The following is a 20,824-nucleotide window of genomic DNA, read 5'->3' on the forward strand; positions in this document are numbered from 1 at the left end:
GATCGCCGGGTACACAGGGGGCGCCGGGGGGCGTAACGTCGGCGGGAGGATGCCATGAGCGAGTACGCCAAGGCGAGAGAGCTCGGCGAGCAGGCGCGGGAGAAGGAGTGGACGCGGCCGAGCTTCGCACGACAGCTGTTCCTGGGAGACTTCCGGCTGGAGCTGGTGCATCCGGCGCCCGCGCCCGGCGAGGAGGCGGCCCGGCGGGGCGAGGAGTTCGTCCGGGCGGTGCGCAGGTTCCTCGACGCGCACGTCGATCCGGCGGAGATCGAGCGGACCGCGCGGGTGCCCGACGAGGTGGTCAAGGGCCTGGCGGAGCTGGGCGCGTTCGGGATCACGATCGGTTCGGAGTACGGCGGGCTCGGCCTGCCCTACCTGTACTACTGCCGCACCCTCATCCTGGTCGGCTCCTACTGCCCGGCCCTGGCCACGCTGCTGTCGGCGCACCAGTCGATCGGGGTGCCGCAGCCGCTGAAGCTGTTCGGCACCGAGGAGCAGAAGCGGGAGTTCCTGCCCCGGTGCGCCCGGGGGGAGATCTCGGCGTTCCTGCTGACCGAGCCCGACGTGGGCTCCGACCCGGCCCGGCTGGCCACCACCGCCGTGCGCGACGGCGACGACTACGTGCTCGACGGTGTCAAGCTGTGGACCACCAACGGGGTGGTGGCCGACCTGCTCGTCGTCATGGCGCGGACCGGGAAGAAGATCAGCGCCTTCGTCGTGGAGGCCGACAGCCCCGGCATCACGGTCAGGCGGCGCAACCAGTTCATGGGCCTGCGCGGCATCGAGAACGGCGTCACCGAGTTCGCCGGGGTGCGGGTCCCGGCGCGCAATCTGATCGGCCGCGAGGGCGAGGGCCTGAAAATCGCCCTGACCACGCTGAACACCGGCCGGCTCGCGCTGCCCGCCACGTGCGCCGGCAACGCCAAGTGGGCGGTGCGGATCGCCCGCGAGTGGGGCAACGCCCGCGTGCAGTGGGGCCACCGGATCGGCGACCACGAGGCGGTGGCCACCAAGATCGCCTTCATCGCGGCCACGGCCTACGCCCTGGAGGCCGTGTGCGACCTGACCAGCCGGATGGCCGACGACCGGCGCAACGACATCAGGATCGAGGCGGCGCTGGCCAAGCTGTACGCCTCGGAGCTCGGCTACCAGGTGCTCGACGAGCTGGTCCAGATCAGGGGCGGCCGGGGCTTCGAGACGGCCGAGTCGCTGGCCGCGCGGGGCGAGCGGGGCGTGCCGGCCGAGCAGATGCTGCGCGACGCGCGGATCAACCGCATCTTCGAGGGCTCCTCCGAGATCATGCGGCTGCTCATCACCCGTGAGGCGGTGGACGCCCACCTGTCGGCCGCCGGCGAGCTGATCGACCCGGACGCCTCCCGGCAGGAGCGGGCCAGGGCGCTGCGGCGGGCGGGCGCCTTCTACGCCCGCTGGCTGCCGACGCTGGTGGCGGGCCCCGGCAACCTGCCCACCTCCTACGCCGAGTTCGGCCCGCTGGCCGGCCACCTCCGTCACGTCGAGCGGGTCGCCCGCAAGCTGGCCCGGTCCACCTTCTACGGGATGTCCCGCTGGCAGGGGCGGCTGGAGCGCCGGCAGGCGTTCCTCGGCCGGATCGTAGACATCGGGGCTGAACTGTTCGCGATGACGGCCGTCTGCGTCAGGGCGCGGGAGGACGCGGCGGACCTCGGATGCCGGCCGTACGAGCTGGCCGACACGTTCTGCCGGCAGGCCGGGGGGCGGATCGACGCGCTGTTCGCCCGGCTGTGGGACAACAGCGACACGCAGGACGCGCGGCTGGCCCGCTACGTGCTCGACGGCCGCTACACCTTCGTCGAGGAGGGCGTCCTCGACCCGTCCATCGACGGCCCGTGGGTGGCCACGCCGGAGGGAGGCGGGAGCGTCCGCCGCACCATTCACTGACTGTGGTCTAGACCGCAAAGCCGGCCAGATGGGCAGAGGTGTTGCAGAAAAGAGATCGGCCGGTATAGACCGCCCGCTGAACAGGGGCTTACTCTGACGCAAACGCGCTGAGCCCCCGCTCGCGCGTCCCCAGGTCCCTGTGGGCGGCGACTGGTACGGACCAGAGGGCCCGTCCGACGAGAAGGCGGTACGAGACGGTGAACATCAAGCTTGTGGGCGGCGCCGCGGCGGGCATGGCGGCCATGCTGGTCCTGTCCAGTTGCGGCTCGGGCGATTCCGGCTCCTCCGGTGACCAGAACGCCGCCGGCGGAGGCCAGGTCACGCTGAAGATGGTCGCCGCCGACTACGGCGACGGCCCCGGCAAGCCCAACTCCGGCGAGACCTTCTGGAAGGGCGTCGTGGACGAGTTCCAGGCGGCCAACCCGAACATCAAGGTCGAGGTCCAGGTCATCAACTGGAACGACATCGACAAGCAGGTCGCCACCATGGTGCAGAACGGGCAGGTGCCCGACATCCTGCAGACCGGCGACTACTCCGGCTTCGTCCAGGACGGGCTGCTGCACAAGGTCGACGAGATCCTCTCGCCGAACGTCTCCGCCGACATGCTGGAGAAGTTCGCCGAGTTCGGCAAGGTCGACGGCGCCGCCTACGGCATCCCGTTCGTCTCCTCCGCCCGCGCGCTCTTCTACAACAAGGAGCTGTTCACCAAGGCCGGCGTCGCCGAGCCGCCCAAGACCTGGGACGAGCTCAAGGCGGCCGCCGAGAAGCTGAAGAAGGCCGGCGTCAGCCAGCCCTTCGGCCTGCCGCTCGGCCAGGAGGAGGCGCAGGCCGAGTCGTTCCTGTGGATGCTCGGCAACGGCGGCGGCTACAAGGACGCCTCCGGCAAGTGGGCCATCGACTCGCCGCAGAACGTCGAGACCTTCACCTACGTCAAGGGCCTGGTGGACGCCGGCCTCACCACCCCCAACCCCGGCACCAAGGACCGCAAGACGGTCTGGGAGGACTTCGGCGCCGGCAAGGTCGGCATGGTCAACGGCGGCCCCATGTCCATCCCGATCTTCGACGCGGCCGGGCTGAAGGACAAGTACGGCGTCGCCCCGATCCCGGGCAAGGCCGGCCCGCTCGACACCACGCTCGGCGTCATGGACTGGATCATGGCGTTCAACAAGAACGGCCGCGCCGCCGAGATCAAGAAGTTCCTCGACTTCTTCTACACCGGCAACGCCGCACAGAAGATCAGCGACACCTACAAGCTGCTGCCCGTCACCAAGAGCGGCATCGAGAAGCTGTCGGGCGACGAGAAGCTCAAGCCGTTCCTCGACGGCCTGCCCAACGCCAGCTTCTACCCGTTCCAGGACCCCAAGTGGGCCGTGGTGAACCCGTCGATCAAGCAGACCATCGGCGGAGCCGTCAAGGAGGACCCGGCGCAGGTCCTCGGCGAGCTGCAGAAGACCGCCGAGAACAGCTGACCCCGCACGGGTCCGTACGGCCGGCGCCCCGGCGACGCCCGGGCGCCGGCCGTACCGTGATGGAAGGTTCCGCATGAGAAGGTTGCGCGCTCTCGAACCGCTCGCCTGGACCGGGCCGGCGGTCGTGCTGATCGCGGTCGTCGTGCTCTGGCCGGTCGTCGAGATGATCCGATCCTCGTTCCTCAAGATCAGCCGATGGGGCGTGGTCCAGGGGACCAACGGGACGGCCAACTACGAGAAGCTGTTCGACGAGAAGGACTTCGCGGACATCATGCTCCGCAGCGTCGTCTGGGTCGTGGCGGTCGTCGCCCTCACCGTGCTCATCTCGCTGGCCCTCGCCCAGTTGTTCAACCAGCACTTCCCGGGCCGCCGCTACGCCCGCTGGGCGCTGATCGCGCCGTGGGCCGCGTCGGTGCTGATGACGGCGATCATCTTCAAGTGGATGCTCGACCCCGAGGTCGGCGTGATCAACCAGATCCGGCTGAAGCTCGGGCTCATCGACGCGCTCGGCGGCGCCTCGGCCGACCAGCTCGGCGACGCCGCGACGGCCATGCCGTGGCTGGTGTTCGTCGCGGTGTTCGTGTCGGTGCCGTTCACCACGTACGCGCTGCTCGCCGGGCTCGCCACCATCCCGTCGGACGTCTACGAGGCGGCCAGGATGGACGGCGCGTCGCGGCTGCGCACGTACTGGTCGATCACGCTGCCGCTGCTGCGCCCCGCGCTCACCGTCGCCGCGCTGATCAACGTGATGAACGTCTTCAACAGCTTCCCGATCATCTGGGCGATGACGCACGGTCAGCCCGGCTACTCCACGGCCACCTCGACGATCTTCATGTTCATCCTCAAGAACCGCGACATCGGCGAGTCCGCCGCCATGTCCGTGGTCAACTTCGCCATGGTGCTGGTGCTGACCGCGGTCTTCCTCAAGGTCTCCCGCTGGAACAAGGAGGTGGCGTGATGGCCGTCACGACCGCGCGCCCGACCACCTCGTCCCGCCACCACACCCGGCCGGGGCCGTCCGCGACCCGGCGGCTGCCCCGGCTCAAGACGGTCGTCGTCGCGGGGGCCGCCTACCTGATCGCGTTCGTCTTCCTCTTCCCCTACCTGGTGATGCTGCTGACCTCGCTGCGTCCCCAGGACACGCTGCGCGAGGCCACGTTTCTCCCGTCGCAGTGGGAGTGGTCCAACCTCGCCAACTTCTGGACCAGCGGCCTGGCCGGCAACCTCATGGTGACGCTGAAGGTGGCGGCCGGCTCCACGATCCTGGTGCTCCTGGTGGCGCTCCCGGCGGCCTACTACTCGGCGCGGCACGAGTTCAAGGGGCGCACGGCGTTCCTGATCCTCGTGCTGATCACCCAGATGTTCCAGCCGACGGCCATGCTGGTGGGCATCTACCGGGAGTTCTACCAGTTCGGGCTGGTCGACTCGATCTGGTCGCTGATCCTCGTCAACGGCGGGTTCAACCTGGCGTTCGCGGTGTGGATCCTCAACGCGTACTTCTCGTCGATCCCGCGCGAGCTGGAGGAGGCCGCGTTCATCGACGGCAACGGCCGCTTCGGCGCGCTGTTCCGCGTCACGCTGCCGCTGGCCATGCCCGGCGTCATCACGGCGCTGATCTTCACGTTCATCGCGGCGTGGAACGAGTTCGTGGTGGCGCTCACCCTCACCACCACACCGGCCAACCAGCCGCTCACCGTGGCGCTCAACGCCTTCATCGGGCAGTACCAGGTGGACTGGCAGAACCTGTTCGCCGGCTCGGTGATCGCCACCATCCCGGTGATCATCCTGTTCGCGCTCATCGAGCGGAAGGTGGTCGGCGGCCTCACCGCCGGCTCCATCAAGTAGCGCCCTCGGCGCGCCGGCCGGCCCCGCCGGGGCCGGCCACCGGCGTCTCCAGGTCCCGGTAGCCGGGCAGCGCAATGGTGCTGCTGACCTTCCTGCCCTCCTTGATCATCAGGTTCATGATCGGGCGCCGGCTCAACAGGCCGTTGCGCAGGCGCAGGCCGAGCGCCGTGCCGGGGGCGAGGAACATGCCGGTGCGGTCGCCGCCCTTCTGGCAGCCCTCCGCGTAGCCGCGCGTCAGCCGCTCGTACCGGGCGAAGGCGGCGCGGTGGTCGCCGCCCGCCCGGGCCAGCTCGCCGGCCAGCACGTACGCGGCCACCACGGCCGTCCCGGTGCCCATGCCGCCGATCGTCGCGCCGCAGGCGGCGTCTCCGACCAGGCCGATCCGGCCCGTGGACCAGGCCGGCACGTCGGCCCGGCTGATCGAGTCGAAGTACAGGTCGGGGGCGCTCCGCAGGGTGGCGAGCAGGCGCGGCACCTCCCAGCCGAGGCCCTCGAACGCCTCGATGATCAGCGCCTTGTGCTGCTCGGTGTCGTGGCGGTCGTAGTCGAGCCTGGGCGCGGCGAAGACGAAGAACGCCCCCGCCCGCCCCTGGTCGCGGTGGTGGCCGCCCACGGAGGCGAGCCTGCCCGGCATGTTGTGGCCCACCGAACCCCGTCCCAGCCCCAGGTAGTCGGGCAGGACCCAGGTGGCCGCGTAGTAGCCGAGATGGCGCACGTACTCCTCCTCGGGCCCGAAGGCGAGCCGGCGCACGTTCGAGTGCAGCCCGTCCGCGCCGATCACCAGGTCGAATGTGCGCGGCGCGCCGTGGCGGAAGTCCACGCGGACGCCGTCGCCGGTCTCGGTCAGGCGGGTCACCGAGTCGCCGAAGACGTACTCCGCGTACGGCAGACTCCGCTCGTAAAGGATCCGCGCCAGGTCGCCGCGCGTCACCTCCACGTCGCCGCCCGCAAACTCGGCAGGCAGGCGCAGCAGCGGCCGGCCGCGCTCGTCGACGAAGCTCATGGGGCTGCCGCCCGTCTGGACGCGGCGCAGGTCGGCCAGCACGCCCATACGCTCCAGCACGCTCAGGTGGGTCTCGCCGCGGAAGTCGACGGCCTGGCCGCCCTCTCGCAGTGCGGGGGCCAGCTCGACCACCGTGGGCCGGAATCCGTACCGGCCGAGCCAGTAGGCCAGGGCGGGGCCGGCGATGCTGGCACCGGAGATGAGGACCGACTTCATGATTGCCTCCAAAAACTGTGTCCCTTGGACGCTGTTTATGCTGTGTACCATAGACACAGTTTTCGGGGATGGCAAGGCCGGGAAGAGGGGAGCGGTGCCGTGAGCGCCGAGCGAAGCGAGCTGGTGCGGCTGCTCTGGGGCCCGCACCCGACCCCCACGCGGGGGCCGAAGCCCGCGCTCAGCCTCGACCGCATCGCGCGGGCCGGCATCGAGATCGCCGACGCCGACGGCCTGGCCGGGCTGTCCATGCAGCGGGTCGCCGGCCTGCTCGGCTACACGAAGATGTCGCTCTACCGCTACGTGCCCGGCAAGGCGGAGCTGGTCGCGCTGATGGTGGAGACAGCCATCGGCGACCCGCCGCCCAAGGCGGGCGCGGCCGGGGATGGCTGGCGGGAACGACTGACCGCCTGGACACGCGCGATGGCCGTGCTCTTCCAGCGGCACCCATGGCTGCTCGACGCCATGGTCGGCCCCCGCGTCCTCGGCCCCCGCGAGCTCGCCTGGACCGAACAGGCCATCGCCGCCCTGGACGACACCGGCCTAGCCGGCGCCGAGCGGCTGGACGCGGTCGTGCTGCTGTCCGGGCACGTCCGCAGCATCGCCCAGCAGGCACGCGCGGCGGAGCCGGCCCGCGGCGCTGAAGCGCAGTTCGTCGCCATCCTCGGCGACCTGCTGCGCGAACACGGCGACCGCTACCCGGCCCTGACCGGCGCCCTGGCCCACCAGGCCGGCCAGGATCGGGCCCTCGACTTCGGCCTGCACCGGATCCTGGACGGCCTCGACGTTCTCATCACCCGGCGGCGGTCTGGATGACAACACCTCTGAGAGCCATATGACTCATGACCAAGCTGACGTAACGGCCGCGCCGTACCTTCGCCGCCTGGCCGGGAGAGCGGCGCAAGGCGCTCTTCCTCGGTGCGGCCAAGTGGGGCGAGGTGATGGGCCTGCGCCATCTGGAGCGGCTGCGCAGGGCAGTGGAGTGCCGACCCCACCGACGCGGCAGAGCGCCTAGCGCGGCACCCGGGCGACGCAGAACACCGTCTGGCCGAACGGCGGGCGGACGAACCGCTCGATCAGGCGGGTCGCCGGCACCACCGTGCGGTCGTAGATCTTGACCAGGCGCGGGTCCGGGTAGCCCACCCCGCCCCGGCGCACCGCCGCCCACCACGCGATGCCGCCCAGGAAGTTGATCGGCTTCAGCACGTCGACGTCGAGCCCGGCCTTGGCGACCGTGGCGCGCAGCGTCTTGGGCGTGTAGCGCTGGACGTGGCCCACCTTGCGGTCGAAGTCTCCGTAGAGCTGCATGTAGCCCGGCACCCAGATGATGATCCGCCCACCGGGCAGCGTGACGCGCGCCAGCGAGCGCAGCGCCTCGGCGTCCTCCTCGATGTGCTCCAGCACGTTCATCATCACGACGGTGTCGACCTTGTCCTTCAGCGGGATGTCGGTCGGCAGCCCGAACTGCAGCACGTCGATCTCGTCGCGCCCCTCGAACCTCTTCCTGAGCTGCTCGACGCAGTAAGGGTCGAAGTCGCTCACCACGAGCCGGTCGAGCCTCGGCAGGAACTGCTCGGCGAAGTGGCCCAGCCCCGAGCCGATCTCCAGCATGGAACGCCCGACGTGCGGGGCGACCATGTCGAACTCGTACTGCCGGTAGTTCTTGGCCTCGTCGCCACCCAGGTGGTTCTCCAAGGCCTCGTCACCGGCGGCCGGTTGCACTACACGGTCATACCCAGAAGACATAGTCCCGTTCCTTATGGGGGCTCACGCGGATTGGCTGCGAGTCTAGTGCCCGCCCGACGCCGAAGGTCACGTGACGAACCAAAGGGTCTTCCCCCGTCCCGCGGCAACCTCCAGAATTGACCCGATCATGGACGACGACGAGGCCATCACCCGAGCGCTCGCCGGCGACCTGTCGGCCTACGAGGCCCTCGTCGCCCGCTACAGCGCGCTCGCCCACCGCACCGCCGCCCTGCTCGGGGCCGGCGACGAGGCGGAGGACGTGGTGCAGGAGGCGTTCGTCAAGGCGTACCGGCACCTGACCGGCTTCCGCCGCGACTCGCCGTTCCGGCCATGGCTGCTGCGCATCGTCGCCAACGAGACGCACAACCTCACCCGCTCGCGCGGACGCCGCTCCGAACTGGTCGCCCGCCTGGGCGCCGAGGCCGAGACGGCGCCTGAGACGGCGGCCGCCGACGACCCGGCGGGCGCCGCCGTGGCCACCGACCGCCGCGCCCGCTTGCTGCGCGCCGTACGCGCCCTGCCCGAACGGGAACGCCAGGCGGTCGTCTGCAGGTACTTTCTACAGCTCACCGAGGCCGAGACCGCCCAGGTGCTCGACCTGCCGCTGGGCACCGTCAAGTCCCGCACCCACCGCGGCCTGGCCCGGCTCAGAGAGGAGGTGGGCGATGAGCTCGCGTGAGCCGTCCGACGAGCTGGAAGCCGAGCTGCTGGCCCTCGGCTCCTCCCTCGACGTCCCGGCCCCGCCGCCCGCCGACGTGGCCGCCGCCGTCCGGGCCCGCCTCGAAGCCGCCCCGAGCAGCCACGCCGGACGATCCGGGAGGCTGAGGAGGCCCGGCCGGCGCAGGTGGCGGGTCGTCGCTGCTGTCGTGCTGGCCGTCGTCGCCGTCACCGCCGCCACTCCGCAGGGCCGGGCGGCCGTCGCCCACCTGCTCAGGTACGCCGGCGTCGAGCTGCGCCTCGGCCAGGCCCCGGCACCCGTCCGCACCCCCGCCACGCTGCCGGGCGAGCGCGTCGTCGCCCCGGAGGACCTGGAGTCGCTGGTCGCCTTCCCGGTCAGGAGGCCCGCCGCCCTCGGCGCCCCCCGGACCGTCCTCGTCGCCGACGGCGGCCGGGTGGTGTCCATGCTCTGGCCCGACGGCACCCGCCTCGACCAGTTCGACGGCGCCCCCGAGCCGTACTTCTTCAAACAGCTCGACGTCTCCCCCGAGCCCGTGCGGCTCGGGACCGCCACGGCCTGGTGGCTCGGCGGCGAGCACCCCATCGGCTACATCAGGCGCGCCGACGGCACCTCCGTGCCGCTGCGCCAGGCGGCGCCCACCCTGCTGTGGCAGCACGGCGACGTCGGCCACCGCCTGGAGGGCGCCGGCGGCAAGGAGCGCGCCGCCGAGATCGCCGCGTCACTTCGCTGACAGCCAGTCGTCGATGCCCTTCATCAGCTCCTTGCGCACCGACTCGGGCGCGGCCGACGCCCGCACCGACTGCCGCGCCAGCTCGGCGATCTCCGCGTCGCGAAAGCCGTACACGTCGCGGGCCAGCTCGTACTGCCGCAGCAGCCGCGAGCCGAACAGCAGCGGGTCGTCGGCCCCCAACGCGATCGGCACCCCCGCGTCGAACAGCCGCCGCACCGGCACGTCGGCGGCCCGCTCGACCACCCCCAGCCCCACGTTGGAGCTGGGACACACCTCGCAGCAGATCTGCCGGTCGGCCAGCCGCTCCATCAGCCGCGCGTCCTCCGCCGCCCGCACCCCGTGCCCCACCCGGTCGGCGCCCAGGTCGTCGACGCACTGCGCCACACTGCGCGGCCCCAGCAGCTCGCCCCCGTGCGGCACCGCGAGCAGCCCGGCCCGCTTGGCGATCCGGAACGCCCGCTCGAAATCGCGCGCCTGCGCCCGCCGCTCGTCGTTGGACAGCCCGAACCCCACCACGCCCCGGTCGGCGTACTGCGCCGCAAGCCGGGCCAGCGTGTTGGCGTCGAGCGGATGGCGGGTCCGGTTGGCCGCCACCACCAGCGCGATCCCCACGCCCGCGTGCCTGGACGCCGCGCCCACCGCGTCGAGCACCAGCTCCAGCGTCGCGGTCAGCCCACCGAAGCGCTGCGCGTAGCCCGAGGGGTCCACCTGGATCTCCAGCCAGCGCGACCCCGCCGCCGCCTCGTCCTCGGCGGTCTCCCGCAGCAGCCGGTAGACGTGCTCCGGCCGGGTCAGCACCGACCGCGCGATGTCGTACAGCCGCTGGAACCTGAACCAGCCCCGCTCGTCGGTGGCGTGCAACTGCGGCGGCCAGTCCTGCTCCAGCGCGTCGGGCAGGTGCAGATGCTGCTCCCTGGCCAGCTCGATCAGCGTCGAATGCCGCATCGAGCCGGTGAAGTGCAGATGGAGATGGGCCTTGGGAAGCGTGTCCAGCGGGCGGAGCATCTCCACATCCTGCCACTCAACCCGACGGGGAACTCCGGCTGAACGGGTCCGGGTTGCCGCGGAGCGTGGACTGCTGTAGGAGACAGGCAAGGTTTCCCGGCCTATCCCTACCGAATCATGGGGGCGGAATGCGGCGCATGGCACCGGCGGTCCTCACGCTGGCCCTCGCCGCGTGCGGTTCCGGGCCGGCCGGCGTCGACGCGGGCGGGCCCACGGGGGCGCCCGTGGCCGGCCCGTCGCCCGCTCCCGCACCGGCGGGCCCGGCGCTGAGCTGCGGCACGGTGCCGGTGACGATCACGTATGTGCCGGGCGGGCTCTCACGGGGGCCCCGGTTCGGCAGGATCAAGTCGCTGACCCGGCCGCTGGAGGTGCACGGCCTGTCGTGGCGCGGCGCAGGCGAGGAGCTGCGGGTCGGCGTGGTGTGCGGGGTCCGCTCGGCGGAGCGGTTCGCCACGCTGGTCACCCGGTCGTCGCTCCTCGCCCACCTGGGCAAACCGGCGTTGCACTGGCGCACCAGGGGCGACGTGCGCAACTTCATGTGGCTCGAACGGCCCGGCACGGCCGTCTACGTCGCCGTGACCCCCGGCCTCGCCCGCGAGCTGGCCGAGATCGCCGAAGGGGTGACGTCGTAGTGACGGCCCGCACCGGCCGTCCGGGCCGTCCGGGCCGTCAGCGGGCCTCGGTCAGCAGCTTGGCCATCCTGCTGACGCCCTCCGCCAGGTCCTCGTCGCCCAGCGCGTACGACAGGCGGAAGTAGCCGGGCGTGCCGAACGCCTCGCCGGGGACGACCGCGACCTCGGCCTCCTCCAGGATCAGCTCGGCCAGCTCCGCCGAGGAGGCCGGCCGCCTGCCTCGCAGTTCCTTGCCGATCAGCGCCTTGACCGAGGGATACGCGTAGAACGCCCCCTTCGGTTCCGGGCACAACACGCCCGGGATCTCGTTCAGCGTCCGCACCATCGTCCGGCGCCGCCGGTCGAACGCCGCCCGCATCTCCGCCACCGCCGACAGGTCGCCGGAAACGGCGGCCAGCGCGGCCATCTGGGACACGTTCGCCACGTTGGAGGTGGCGTGCGACTGCAGGTTGGCGGCTGCCTTGACCACGTCGGCCGGGCCGATCAGCCAGCCCACCCGCCAGCCCGTCATCGCGTACGTCTTGGCCACCCCGTTGAGCACGACGACCCGGTCGCCCAGCTCGGGGACGGCCGTCGCGATGCTGGTGAACTCGGCCCCGCCGTACACGAGGTGCTCGTAGATCTCGTCGGTGACCACCCACAGCCCGTGCTCCGCCGCCCAGCGGCCGATCTCCACGGTCTGCTCGCGCGTGTGCACGGCGCCCGTCGGGTTGGACGGCGAGACGAACAGCAGCACCTTCGTGCGCTCCGTGCGCGCCGCCTCCAGTTGCTCCACGGTCGCGAGGTAGCCGGTCGTCTCGTCGGTGACCACGTCCACCTGCACGCCGCCCGCCAGCTTGACCGCCTCCGGGTAGGTCGTCCAGTAGGGCGCCACCACCAGCACCTCGTCACCCGGGTCGAGCAGCGCGGCGAACGCCTCGTAGACGGCCTGCTTGCCGCCGTTGGTCACCAGCACGCGCGACGGTTCGACCCGGTAGCCGGAGTCGCGCAGCGTCTTGGCCGCGATCGCCTCCTTCAGCTCGGGCAGGCCGCCGGCGGGGGTGTACTTGTGGAACCGTGGCTCGCGCGCCGCCGCCACCGCCGCCTCGACGATGTAATCGGGCGTCGGGAAGTCCGGCTCGCCGGCGCCGAAGCCGATGACCGGGCGGCCCGCCGCCTTCATCGCCTTCGCCCTGGCGTCCACGGCGAGCGTGGCGGACTCGGATATCGCGGAGATCCGCGCGGAGATGCGAGGTCGGTCAGACATGTGCCCATGCTCCCACGGCACGCCTGACCTGGGCGATCAGATCGGGTTCGACGTGAGGGGCAAGCACCGATACACTTTCGCCTGGTCGTACCGCCGCATGTCGCCGTGCGGTTCGGTCCAGGCAGTGAGTCGATCAGGGTAGTGTGGTTGACGACATAGGGCACTGGCGCAATTGGTAGCGCACCGGTCTCCAAAACCGGCGGTTGGGGGTTCGAGTCCCTCGTGCCCTGCGAGTGCGGTCCGCGCAATAATGGCGTGTAAGCGCGCCGCAAACTGCGTTGGATACGACAGATTCAGGTGAGGACTGTGGCGATCGACACGCGCGGCGAGACCGCAGGCAAGCCCAGTGGCGAGAAGAAGTCACGCACGTCGCCTGCCCTTTTCTACCGGCAGGTCGTCAACGAGCTCCGCAAGGTCATCTGGCCGACACGCAAGGACCTCGTCACCTACACCACGGTCGTTCTGATATTCGTTCTGATCATGGTTGGCATCGTGTACGGCCTCGACGCCGCGTTCGGCTGGGTCGTCCTGCGCGTCTTCGGCTGAGCCTGACCACCAGTCGTCGCCGCCACCGGCCGACGGAGTCGCCATTCGATTCGACGAAATTCGACGGAAGAGGAAAGTCACCGTGTCCGAGTCTTCAGTGCCGGCCGAGGAGCCCCGCGACCAGTGGGGTGACGAGCCGGAAGAGGCCGTCGAGGCCGCTGAGGAGACCGTCGACGCCGAGGTCGCGGAGAGCGACGAGGCGACCGGCGAGGCTCCCGCCGCCGACGAAGACGGTGACATCCTCCCCGACGTCGATCCCGTCGAGGAGTTCAAGCGCGGTCTGCGCGGCCTGCCCGGCGAGTGGTACGTGATCCACTCCTACGCGGGCTACGAGAACCGCGTCAAGTCCAACATCGAGAGCCGCAACGTGTCGCTCAACATGGAGGACTACATCTACCAGGTCGAGGTGCCGACGCACACCGTCCAGGAGTTCAAAAGCGGCAAGAAGGTCCCGGTCAAGGAGCGCGTGCTGCCCGGCTACGTGCTGGTGCGCATGGAGCTGACCGACGAGTCCTGGGCCGCCGTCCGCAACACGCCCGGCGTGACCGGCTTCGTGGGCCTGTCCAACAAGCCCAGCCCGCTGAGCCTCGACGAGGTCGCCAAGCTGCTCGCTCCCGAGCCGTCCGAGGAGACCAAGAAGGCCACCACCAAGGCCAGCTCCGGTCCCGCGGTCGAGTTCGAGATCGGCGAGTCGGTCACGGTCATGGACGGCCCGTTCGCCACTCTTCCCGCCTCGGTCAGCGAGATCAGTCCCGAGTCGCAGAAGCTCAAGGTGCTCGTCTCCATCTTCGGTCGCGAGACCCCGGTCGAGCTGTCGTTCAACCAGGTCTCGAAGATCTAAGACGATCACATACACTTAGACGTTCGGCCGGCCGCCCCTCGCGAAGGGCGGCCTTCCGACATGTCCGGCCGCACCCGCGCCCGGACCGCATCACGATCAGGACCCGGAGAAGGACAGATGCCTCCGAAGAAGAAGATCGCGGCGCTCGTCAAGGTCCAGCTCCCCGCTGGCCAGGCCACGCCCGCACCGCCGGTCGGTACCGCCCTCGGTCCGCACGGCGTCAACATCATGGACTTCGTCAAGCAGTACAACGCTGCGACGGAGGCTCAGCGGGGCAACATCATCCCCGTCGAGATCACCATTTTCGAGGACCGCAGCTTCACCTTCGTCACGAAGACGCCCCCGGCGCCCGAGCTGATCAAGAAGGCTCTGGGCCTCGACAAGGGCAGCGCGGTCCCGCACAAGGACAAGGTCGGCAAGCTCAGCCGCGAGCAGCTGCGCAGCATCGCCGAGACCAAGATGCCCGACCTCAACGCCAACAACGTCGAGGCCGCCGAGAAGATCATCGCCGGCACCGCCCGGTCGATGGGCATCACCATCGCCGACTGACCCTTTTCACCACCCGTGGGAGGGCCCAGCGCTGGCCCGCGGACCACAAGGAGACACCATGAAGCGCAGCAAGGCGCACAAGGACGCCGCGGCGAAGATCGACCGCGACAAGCTCTACTCGCCGGCCGAGGCCGCGAAGCTCGCCAAGGGCACCTCGACCACCAAGTTCGACGCCACCGTCGAGGTGGCGCTGCGGCTGGGCGTCGACCCTCGCAAGGCCGACCAGATCGTGCGCGGCACGGTCAACCTCCCGCACGGCACCGGTAAGACCGCCCGGGTCCTGGTCTTCGCGACCGGTGACCGTGCCGAGGCGGCCCGCGAGGCGGGCGCCGACATCGTCGGCGCCGACGAGCTGATCGACGAGATCGCCAAGGGCAACCGGCTCAACGAGTTCGACGCCGTCGTCGCCACCCCGGACCTCATGGGCAAGGTCGGCCGCCTCGGCCGCGTCCTCGGCCCCCGCGGTCTGATGCCCAACCCCAAGACCGGCACGGTGACGCCCGACGTGGCCAAGGCCGTGACCGAGATCAAGGGCGGCAAGATCGAGTTCCGTACGGACCGGCAGGCCAACCTGCACTTCGTCATCGGCAAGACGTCGTTCGACGAGCGCAGGCTGGTCGAGAACTACGCCGCCGCCCTCGACGAGGTGCTGCGGCTCAAGCCGTCGGCCGCCAAGGGCCGCTACGTCAAGAAGGTCACCTTCTCGACCACCATGGGCCCCGGCGTCCCCGTCGACCCCAATGCGACCCGCGGCCTCACCGCCGAGCTCGACGCGTAGTCCCACCCGCATCACCGAAGGCCTCCGCCTGCACCAGGCGGGGGCCTTCGCGCATCCCGGCCAGGGGGGTACGGGTCTTGACATACCAGTTGGTTATATTAATGATTGGTTATGTGTCAGAGGGGAGTGCGGGTTGAGCGGGCAGAATCTCGACGCCACCTTCGCGGCGCTCGCTGATCCGACCCGCCGGGCCATCCTGGGACGGCTCAGAGCGGGCGAGGCCACGGTGACGGAGCTGGCGGAGCCGTTCGCCATGACCCAGCCGGCGATCTCGAAACATCTGAAGGTTCTCGAACGCGCCGGGCTCATCTCCCGGGGCCGGGACGGGCAGCGGCGGCCGTGCCGGTTGCGGGCCGACGCGCTCAAGGACGCCACCGACTGGCTGGAGGGCTATCGGAGCCTGTGGGAGGACCGTTTCCGGAGCCTCGACGGCCTGCTGGACGAGCTGAAGGAGAGGAACGGCCATGACGAGTGAGCCGGCTGATCGCTACCGGCGCCGGGCGGAGGCGTTCGAACGCAAGGTCGTGTCCGTCCGTCCGGACCAGTGGTCGCTTCCCTCGCCCTGCGAGAAGTGGACCGCCCGGGACGTGGTGCGACACATCGTCGACATGCACGAGGCGATGCTGCGGCCCCTGGGACGTGCCCTGGGCCCCGCGCCGTCGGTGGACGACGACCCTGTGGCGGCCTTCCGCGCCGCCCGCGCGGACATGGAGGCGGTCCTGGACGACCCCTCGCTCGCCGCCAGGCCGTGTGACACCCCGGCCGGCCGCGTGCCGGCGGAGCGGCACATCGACGAGGTTCTCAGCGAGGACCTCCTGCTGCACGGCTGGGACCTCGCCCGGGCGACGTCCCAGGACGACACGATGGATCCGGCGGACGTCGAACGCTCCTGGGCCGCGGTGACGGCGCTGCCCGGAGATCTGGTGGAGAAGTTCCGCACGCCGGGCGCGTTCGGGCCCGGGGTGGAGGTCTTCGGCCCGGCGGTGCGCGTCGAGGACGACGCCCGCCTGCAGGACAAGCTGCTGGCCTTCATCGGCCGGGATCCGCGGTGGCGCCCGTGAGCGAGCCGGTGACCGTGGCGACCCCGTCGGAGCGCGCGATCGTCATGACGAGGTCGTTCCAGGCGCCACGCCGCCTGGTCTTCGCCGCGTGGACCAGGCCGGAACTGGTCGCGCGGTGGTACGGCGCGCGGGGCTGGACGATCGTGGAGGCGCGGATCGACCTGCGGGTGGGGGGTGCCTGGCGGTTCGTCTGGGCCGGCCCCGGAAGGGCCACCATGGCCTGCGGCGGCACGTACCGTGAGATCTCCGAGCCGTCCCGGCTGTGCTACACCGAATCGTTCGACGAGCACTGGTATCCCGGCGAAGCCCTGGTCGGCCACGACTTCGCCGAGCTGGACGGCGTGACCACGCTCACCACCACCCACACGTTCGCGTCCAGGCGGGCGCGCGATCTGGTCATCGCCTCCCCGATGGCGCGCGGGGTGTCGGAGGGGTTCGAGCGGCTTGACGAGGTGCTGAGGGCGGTGCGGGCCGAACGGCGCCCAGCCGTCCCGTGACGGGGTCCGGGATGACCCTGGGTTTTCCCGGAGATCTTCGGGGAAAACCGGCAGTCCCGATAACCGACACGTAGGGTCGAATCATGCTGAAGCGCAGAATCAGTCTCGCCACCGCCGCGGCCGGCGCGGCCATGCTCGCGGTCGCGGTCGCCGGTTGTGGATCGAACGCGCAGCCCATCCAGGTCAACCTGGCCGCCTCGGAGGTGCTCGCGCAGGCTGCGCAGAAGACGGCGCAGGCCACCAGCTACACCGTCGACGCCGTCGTCGACGTGACACACCCCCAGGAGGGCGGCGGCAAGGTGCAGGGGCGGATGCTCTACCAGAGCAAGCCGCAACTGGCCGTCGACCTCACCCTCGACACCGTGGACCTGGGCCGGCGGAGCGTTCCCGGCGGAGTGCGGGCCGTGCTGCAGGGCGACACCCTGTACGTCAAGGTGGACGCGCTCAAGGAGATGCTGGGCGCGGAGAAGCCCTGGGTCAAGGCCTCGCTCACCGACGCCGACACCTCCGGCCAGGCCAAGCAGTACCTCGACCAGATCCAGCGGTTCGATCTGGCGAACGTCACCAAGATGATCACGACCTCCAAGGACGTGAAGTCGGTCGGCACGGAGACCGTCAACGGCGAGGACACCACCCACCACAGCGGCACGTTCCCCGTGGACGTGGCCGTGCAGCAGCTCCCCGCCGACAAGCAGGAGCAGGCGCGCAAGGGCCTGGCGGAGCTGAAGGACGTGAAGTTCGACCTGTGGACCGCGGCCGACGGGCTGCCCCGCAAGCTGGCGCTGAACGGCGCCAAGGACGGCGCGACCCTCAACGCCACGCTGTTCTTCAAGGACTTCGACAAGCCGGTCGACATCGAGGCCCCGCCCGCCGACCAGGTGGGCGAGCTGCCCAAGCGAACCACCGACTGAGAGCGATTTGGAAACTCGGCGGCCAGGCCGTACTCTGGTCGTTGCCGAAGACCGCCGGTCGTCGTCAGGTGCCTCAAGACCTGACGACCGAAGGATCCGCTACGTGCGGACGGCCTGCGCAGGTGTGATGCGAGTTTCCCCACATGGTTGATCTGTGTGCGTGAGCCCCGTGCGCCCCTGCGCCGGGGCTGTTCTCATGTTCTGGGCCTTCCCGGCGGCACATCTGGAAGGAGGCCCATGGCGAGGGCGGATAAGGCGACAGCGGTTGCCGAGCTCAAGAGCGAGTTCGAAGGCAGTGCCGCCGCCGTTCTGACCGAGTACCGCGGTCTCACCGTTGCCCAGCTCAAGGAGCTGCGCGTCGCTCTCGGTGAGAATGCGAAGTTCGCCGTGGCGAAGAACACCCTGACCAAGATCGCCGCCACTGAGGCCGGCGTGACGGGTCTGGACGACCTGCTGCTCGGCCCGACCGCCGTCGCCTTCGTCAAGGGCGACGTCGTCGAGGCGGCCAAGGGTCTGCGTGACTTCGCCAAGGCCAATCCCCTTCTGGTGATCAAGGGCGGCGTTCTCGAGGGCAAGACCCTCGGCGCCACCGAGATCACCAAGCTCGCCGACCTCGAGTCCCGCGAGGTCCTCCTCGCGAAGCTTGCTGGCGCGATCAAGGCGAAGCAGAGCGCTGCTGCCGCGATGTTCGCCGCGCTGCCCACCAACATGGCTCAGCTGGCCGACGCCCTTCGCGCCAAGCGCGAAGAGGCGGGCGAGTAGCTCGGGGATTGCCGCACACCCCGCGGTCCCGTTCCTAATTTTCGCAAGTCCCATACGGAGGAAATCATCATGGCGAAGCTCAGCACCGACGAGCTCCTCGACGCGTTCAAGGAGATGACCCTCCTTGAGCTCTCCGAGTTCGTGAAGCAGTTCGAGGAGGTCTTCGACGTCAAGGCCGCCGCCCCCGTCGCGGTCGCCGCCGCTGCCCCGGCCGCCGCCGGTGGTGGCGAGGCCGCCGCCGCCGAGGAGCAGGACGAGTTCGAGGTCATCCTCGAGGCCGCCGGCGACAAGAAGATCCAGGTCATCAAGGAGATCCGCGCCCTCACGTCCCTGGGCCTCAAGGAGGCCAAGGACCTGGTGGACGGCGCTCCCAGCCCCGTCTTCGACGGCAAGGTCAACAAGGAGCAGGCGGAGAAGGCCAAGGCTGCCCTCGAGGGCGCCGGCGCCAGCGTCACCGTCAAGTAACACCCTTTCCGGGGCGCCGCACCGGCGCCTCGTCGAGGTCTTCGCCAGAAGGGGCGGCCACACCCAGGTGCCGGGTGTGCCGCCCCTTCTGCGTGCCCGGGCCGCGACGGGCCCTTCCGGGGTGCCCGGGCCGCGACGGGCCCTTCCGGGGTGCCCGGGCCGCGACGAGCGCGGCGACAGTCGATGGCCAGTACCCGGGCGAGCCGTCCGATCCATGCCGTCTCGTACCACCTCAGCCGAATCCCCGCTGTGACGGCGAAGCACCGGGTTATGATCCGGCGAACCGCAGAGGGGAGCGAGGTGAGCGGACGTGACGAATCTCTCCGCATGGACGGCCCGCGCCGCTGTCCCCCCGCGGGCCGCGCGCATCGCGGTGGCCGTCCTGTCGGTCCTGCTCGCGCTGCTGGCCGGCGCGGTCCTGTGGCTCGGCGCGCAGACGCGTGAGGCGCGGGCCAGGGCGGACGACCGTGAGGCGGCGCTCGACGCCGCCCGTGCCCACGCGGCCGGCCTCGTGTCGTTGCACCACGAGACGGTGGACGCCGACGTGCGGCGGATCCTCGCCACGTCGACGGGCGAGGCGCGCAAGGAGTACGAGTCCGGGCTCGACCGGCTCCGGGCCAGGACCGTGACCGGCAAGGTCGTCCGGAACGGCGTGCTGCGCGCCGCCGGGCTGGTCTCCCTGTCGGGCGGCACGGCGAAGGCGCTGGTCGTGGCCGATGTGGACATCCGGCGGGAAGGCTCGAAGACGCCGCCGCGGGACGAGCTCTACCGGTGGTCGATGGAGCTGACCAAGGTCGGCGGCACCTGGCTGGTGTCGAAGGCGGTGCAGGTGGTGTGAGGACCGTCCTCGTCGCGGTGCTCACGCTCGCCGTGCTGGCCATGGGCGCGGTGGCCGGGGTGTCGTGGTCGGACCTGCGGGCGCTGCGCGACGCCGAGGCCACGGGCGCGGAGGCCATGGCCGCCGCCCGGTCGATCGCGCCGGCCCTGCTGTCGTACGACCACCGTACGGTCGAGCGGGACCTGGCCCGGGCGGCGGGGCACACGACAGGGGCGCTGGCGGGCCACTACCGCCGGCTCGGCGAGACCCTGGCCCCCAGGGCGAGGGCGCAGAAGACCGTCCAGACCACGGTCGTGACCGCGGCGGCCGTCGAGCGGGCGGAGTCCGGCCGGGCGGAGATTCTGCTGTTCGTGAACGTGGGCACGGTAAAGGAGATTCCCGGCGAGACCGAGCCCCAGCGACAGATCGTCCAGAACCGGGCCAGACTGGTCATGGTCCGCGAGGGCTCCCGGTGGCTGGCGGCCGATCTCTCGTCGCTCATCGGCGCAGCGTGATCGCCGGGCGCGGCGTACCGTTCAATTGTTACCAAAAAACAGGTTTGGCGAAGCCGACGGCGCGGGTACCACTCCCACGACCACACCGGTCGCCGGCATGGGTTCGGTCTTCGGTGTGACGGAGCGTTAACCGCCCCCGTTCGCGGGTATCGTCCTTGGGCCTGGCGGTAGGCGCCCGATCACACAGGGGAGAAAACCCAGCGTCCGGGCCTCTAGTCGGCGGAAAGTCCGGCTTGTGGGCTTGACGTTTCCGCTCGGACGGGCGATGCTGCGACCAACGTGGAGCATGCAGCGAAGGTGAAGTGGACAGGCGTGTGCCGTTCGGCTACACTGCCCCTTTGCGCTGCCCTTTGACGACCCGCTCCGCTTGCTCACGTTGCGAGGTTGTCTGGCGTGCGTGTAGTCAGTCCGCCGCGAGCCCTCGGAAGGACATCTGTTGGCAGCCTCGCGCAACGCCTCCGCCGTACCCGCCGGTCCCCGTCGCGTCTCTTTTTCGCGTATCCAGGAGCCCCTCGAAGTTCCTGACCTTCTCGCCCTGCAGACCGAGTCCTTCGACTGGCTGCTCGGCAACGAGAAGTGGAAGGCCCGGGTCGAGGC

At 70.5% G+C, this 20,824-nt stretch carries 24 protein-coding genes and 1 tRNA gene; 21 read left to right on the forward strand and 4 right to left on the reverse strand.

Going from position 1 to position 20,824, the window contains the following annotated elements; all coding sequences use genetic code 11:
- Positions 1–54 precede the first annotated feature (54 nt).
- The 4 genes from ACGF0J_RS35225 (at position 55) to ACGF0J_RS35240 (ending at position 5,231) form a co-directional block, all read left to right on the forward strand.
- Positions 55–1,917: an acyl-CoA dehydrogenase family protein gene (locus tag ACGF0J_RS35225; protein ID WP_393153100.1), complete on the forward strand. Its 1,863-nt coding sequence runs from the start codon at positions 55–57 to the stop codon at positions 1,915–1,917.
- Between the two features lie 197 nt (positions 1,918–2,114).
- Positions 2,115–3,386, forward strand: coding sequence for an extracellular solute-binding protein (locus tag ACGF0J_RS35230; RefSeq protein ID WP_393153102.1), 1,272 nt, complete (start codon positions 2,115–2,117; stop codon positions 3,384–3,386).
- 73 nt (positions 3,387–3,459) lie between these two features.
- Positions 3,460–4,344, forward strand: coding sequence for a carbohydrate ABC transporter permease (locus ACGF0J_RS35235; RefSeq protein WP_393153104.1), 885 nt, complete (start codon positions 3,460–3,462; stop codon positions 4,342–4,344).
- Positions 4,344–5,231, forward strand: coding sequence for a carbohydrate ABC transporter permease (locus ACGF0J_RS35240; RefSeq protein ID WP_393153154.1), 888 nt, complete (start codon positions 4,344–4,346; stop codon positions 5,229–5,231). The genes ACGF0J_RS35235 and ACGF0J_RS35240 overlap by 1 nt, the downstream gene beginning before the upstream one ends.
- On the opposite strand, the gene ACGF0J_RS35245 is transcribed toward ACGF0J_RS35240, so the two are convergent.
- Entirely contained in the window at positions 5,224–6,450 is a 1,227-nt protein-coding gene (locus tag ACGF0J_RS35245) for an FAD-dependent monooxygenase (protein WP_393153106.1), read from the reverse strand. The two genes, ACGF0J_RS35240 and ACGF0J_RS35245, sit on opposite strands and share 8 nt — an antisense overlap.
- A gap of 99 nt (positions 6,451–6,549) precedes the next feature.
- Here ACGF0J_RS35245 and ACGF0J_RS35250 point away from each other — a divergent pair, with 99 nt between their 5' ends.
- Entirely contained in the window at positions 6,550–7,263 is a 714-nt protein-coding gene (locus ACGF0J_RS35250) for a TetR/AcrR family transcriptional regulator (RefSeq protein ID WP_393153108.1), read from the forward strand.
- 195 nt (positions 7,264–7,458) lie between these two features.
- On the opposite strand, the gene ACGF0J_RS35255 is transcribed toward ACGF0J_RS35250, so the two are convergent.
- Positions 7,459–8,193, reverse strand: a complete 735-nt coding sequence (locus ACGF0J_RS35255; RefSeq protein ID WP_393153110.1) for a class I SAM-dependent methyltransferase — start codon at positions 8,191–8,193, stop codon at positions 7,459–7,461.
- 127 nt (positions 8,194–8,320) lie between these two features.
- Here ACGF0J_RS35255 and ACGF0J_RS35260 point away from each other — a divergent pair, with 127 nt between their 5' ends.
- Together ACGF0J_RS35260 and ACGF0J_RS35265 are read left to right on the forward strand one after the other, a co-directional pair.
- The gene (locus ACGF0J_RS35260) at positions 8,321–8,872 is read left to right on the forward strand and encodes an RNA polymerase sigma factor (RefSeq protein WP_393153112.1); all 552 of its coding nucleotides are present in this window, start codon (positions 8,321–8,323) and stop codon (positions 8,870–8,872) included.
- The gene (locus ACGF0J_RS35265; protein ID WP_393153114.1) at positions 8,859–9,602 is read left to right on the forward strand and encodes a hypothetical protein; all 744 of its coding nucleotides are present in this window, start codon (positions 8,859–8,861) and stop codon (positions 9,600–9,602) included. The genes ACGF0J_RS35260 and ACGF0J_RS35265 overlap by 14 nt, the downstream gene beginning before the upstream one ends.
- Here the strand turns inward: ACGF0J_RS35265 and ACGF0J_RS35270 are convergent.
- Positions 9,591–10,607 carry an adenosine deaminase gene (locus tag ACGF0J_RS35270; protein WP_393153116.1) on the reverse strand — a complete coding sequence of 339 codons (1,017 nt, stop codon included), beginning with the start codon at positions 10,605–10,607 and terminating at the stop codon, positions 9,591–9,593. The two genes, ACGF0J_RS35265 and ACGF0J_RS35270, sit on opposite strands and share 12 nt — an antisense overlap.
- A gap of 137 nt (positions 10,608–10,744) precedes the next feature.
- Here ACGF0J_RS35270 and ACGF0J_RS35275 point away from each other — a divergent pair, with 137 nt between their 5' ends.
- Positions 10,745–11,239, forward strand: a complete 495-nt coding sequence (locus tag ACGF0J_RS35275; protein ID WP_393153118.1) for a hypothetical protein — start codon at positions 10,745–10,747, stop codon at positions 11,237–11,239.
- 37 nt (positions 11,240–11,276) lie between these two features.
- On the opposite strand, the gene ACGF0J_RS35280 is transcribed toward ACGF0J_RS35275, so the two are convergent.
- Positions 11,277–12,485: a pyridoxal phosphate-dependent aminotransferase gene (locus ACGF0J_RS35280; protein WP_393153120.1), complete on the reverse strand. Its 1,209-nt coding sequence runs from the start codon at positions 12,483–12,485 to the stop codon at positions 11,277–11,279.
- Between the two features lie 157 nt (positions 12,486–12,642).
- Between ACGF0J_RS35280 and ACGF0J_RS35285 the strand changes: the two genes are divergently transcribed.
- The 13 genes from ACGF0J_RS35285 (at position 12,643) to ACGF0J_RS35345 (ending at position 20,227) form a co-directional block, all read left to right on the forward strand.
- Positions 12,643–12,715 (forward strand) — tRNA-Trp (locus ACGF0J_RS35285).
- A 76-nt stretch (positions 12,716–12,791) separates the two neighbouring features.
- Positions 12,792–13,031 (forward strand): preprotein translocase subunit SecE, encoded by a 240-nt coding sequence (gene secE / locus ACGF0J_RS35290; protein ID WP_393153122.1) that lies wholly within the window; start codon positions 12,792–12,794, stop codon positions 13,029–13,031.
- 82 nt (positions 13,032–13,113) lie between these two features.
- Entirely contained in the window at positions 13,114–13,872 is a 759-nt protein-coding gene (nusG, locus tag ACGF0J_RS35295) for a transcription termination/antitermination protein NusG (protein ID WP_393153124.1), read from the forward strand.
- A gap of 117 nt (positions 13,873–13,989) precedes the next feature.
- The gene (gene rplK / locus ACGF0J_RS35300) at positions 13,990–14,421 is read left to right on the forward strand and encodes a 50S ribosomal protein L11 (protein ID WP_393153126.1); all 432 of its coding nucleotides are present in this window, start codon (positions 13,990–13,992) and stop codon (positions 14,419–14,421) included.
- A 58-nt stretch (positions 14,422–14,479) separates the two neighbouring features.
- Entirely contained in the window at positions 14,480–15,199 is a 720-nt protein-coding gene (gene rplA, locus ACGF0J_RS35305; RefSeq protein ID WP_393153128.1) for a 50S ribosomal protein L1, read from the forward strand.
- 133 nt (positions 15,200–15,332) lie between these two features.
- Positions 15,333–15,674: an ArsR/SmtB family transcription factor gene (locus ACGF0J_RS35310; RefSeq protein ID WP_393153130.1), complete on the forward strand. Its 342-nt coding sequence runs from the start codon at positions 15,333–15,335 to the stop codon at positions 15,672–15,674.
- Positions 15,664–16,260 (forward strand): TIGR03086 family metal-binding protein, encoded by a 597-nt coding sequence (locus ACGF0J_RS35315; protein ID WP_393153132.1) that lies wholly within the window; start codon positions 15,664–15,666, stop codon positions 16,258–16,260. The genes ACGF0J_RS35310 and ACGF0J_RS35315 overlap by 11 nt, the downstream gene beginning before the upstream one ends.
- Positions 16,257–16,757 carry an SRPBCC domain-containing protein gene (locus tag ACGF0J_RS35320; RefSeq protein ID WP_393153134.1) on the forward strand — a complete coding sequence of 167 codons (501 nt, stop codon included), beginning with the start codon at positions 16,257–16,259 and terminating at the stop codon, positions 16,755–16,757. Before ACGF0J_RS35315 ends, ACGF0J_RS35320 begins: the two co-directional genes overlap by 4 nt.
- An 83-nt stretch (positions 16,758–16,840) precedes the next feature.
- Positions 16,841–17,668 (forward strand): DUF1396 domain-containing protein, encoded by an 828-nt coding sequence (locus tag ACGF0J_RS35325; protein ID WP_393153136.1) that lies wholly within the window; start codon positions 16,841–16,843, stop codon positions 17,666–17,668.
- A 237-nt stretch (positions 17,669–17,905) separates the two neighbouring features.
- On the forward strand, positions 17,906–18,430 hold the full coding sequence (gene rplJ, locus ACGF0J_RS35330; RefSeq protein WP_393153138.1) for a 50S ribosomal protein L10: 525 nt from the start codon (positions 17,906–17,908) through the stop codon (positions 18,428–18,430).
- A gap of 69 nt (positions 18,431–18,499) precedes the next feature.
- On the forward strand, positions 18,500–18,895 hold the full coding sequence (rplL, locus tag ACGF0J_RS35335; RefSeq protein WP_393153140.1) for a 50S ribosomal protein L7/L12: 396 nt from the start codon (positions 18,500–18,502) through the stop codon (positions 18,893–18,895).
- 310 nt (positions 18,896–19,205) lie between these two features.
- Positions 19,206–19,733 carry a hypothetical protein gene (locus tag ACGF0J_RS35340; protein ID WP_393153142.1) on the forward strand — a complete coding sequence of 176 codons (528 nt, stop codon included), beginning with the start codon at positions 19,206–19,208 and terminating at the stop codon, positions 19,731–19,733.
- On the forward strand, positions 19,730–20,227 hold the full coding sequence (locus ACGF0J_RS35345) for a hypothetical protein (RefSeq protein ID WP_393153144.1): 498 nt from the start codon (positions 19,730–19,732) through the stop codon (positions 20,225–20,227). The genes ACGF0J_RS35340 and ACGF0J_RS35345 overlap by 4 nt, the downstream gene beginning before the upstream one ends.
- Positions 20,228–20,824 lie beyond the last annotated feature (597 nt).

It is taken from the genome of Nonomuraea sp. NPDC047897 (assembly GCF_043204415.1).
GTDB lineage: Bacteria > Actinomycetota > Actinomycetes > Streptosporangiales > Streptosporangiaceae > Nonomuraea.

What these genes read in the sequence shown, in the direction of transcription:
- ACGF0J_RS35240 (WP_393153154.1), top strand. Translation starts at nt 4,344, where the DNA reads ATGGCCGTCACGACCGCGCGCCCGACCACCTCGTCCCGCCACCACACC.
- ACGF0J_RS35245 (WP_393153106.1), bottom strand. Translation starts at nt 6,450, where the DNA reads ATGAAGTCGGTCCTCATCTCCGGTGCCAGCATCGCCGGCCCCGCCCTG.
- rplL (WP_393153140.1), top strand. Translation starts at nt 18,500, where the DNA reads ATGGCGAAGCTCAGCACCGACGAGCTCCTCGACGCGTTCAAGGAGATG.
- ACGF0J_RS35315 (WP_393153132.1), top strand. Translation starts at nt 15,664, where the DNA reads ATGACGAGTGAGCCGGCTGATCGCTACCGGCGCCGGGCGGAGGCGTTC.
- ACGF0J_RS35255 (WP_393153110.1), bottom strand. Translation starts at nt 8,193, where the DNA reads ATGTCTTCTGGGTATGACCGTGTAGTGCAACCGGCCGCCGGTGACGAG.
- rplA (WP_393153128.1), top strand. Translation starts at nt 14,480, where the DNA reads ATGAAGCGCAGCAAGGCGCACAAGGACGCCGCGGCGAAGATCGACCGC.
- ACGF0J_RS35270 (WP_393153116.1), bottom strand. Translation starts at nt 10,607, where the DNA reads ATGCTCCGCCCGCTGGACACGCTTCCCAAGGCCCATCTCCATCTGCAC.
- ACGF0J_RS35325 (WP_393153136.1), top strand. Translation starts at nt 16,841, where the DNA reads ATGCTGAAGCGCAGAATCAGTCTCGCCACCGCCGCGGCCGGCGCGGCC.
- ACGF0J_RS35265 (WP_393153114.1), top strand. Translation starts at nt 8,859, where the DNA reads ATGAGCTCGCGTGAGCCGTCCGACGAGCTGGAAGCCGAGCTGCTGGCC.
- ACGF0J_RS35225 (WP_393153100.1), top strand. Translation starts at nt 55, where the DNA reads ATGAGCGAGTACGCCAAGGCGAGAGAGCTCGGCGAGCAGGCGCGGGAG.
- rplJ (WP_393153138.1), top strand. Translation starts at nt 17,906, where the DNA reads ATGGCGAGGGCGGATAAGGCGACAGCGGTTGCCGAGCTCAAGAGCGAG.
- ACGF0J_RS35235 (WP_393153104.1), top strand. Translation starts at nt 3,460, where the DNA reads ATGAGAAGGTTGCGCGCTCTCGAACCGCTCGCCTGGACCGGGCCGGCG.
- ACGF0J_RS35275 (WP_393153118.1), top strand. Translation starts at nt 10,745, where the DNA reads ATGGCACCGGCGGTCCTCACGCTGGCCCTCGCCGCGTGCGGTTCCGGG.
- ACGF0J_RS35260 (WP_393153112.1), top strand. Translation starts at nt 8,321, where the DNA reads ATGGACGACGACGAGGCCATCACCCGAGCGCTCGCCGGCGACCTGTCG.
- rplK (WP_393153126.1), top strand. Translation starts at nt 13,990, where the DNA reads ATGCCTCCGAAGAAGAAGATCGCGGCGCTCGTCAAGGTCCAGCTCCCC.
- ACGF0J_RS35280 (WP_393153120.1), bottom strand. Translation starts at nt 12,485, where the DNA reads ATGTCTGACCGACCTCGCATCTCCGCGCGGATCTCCGCGATATCCGAG.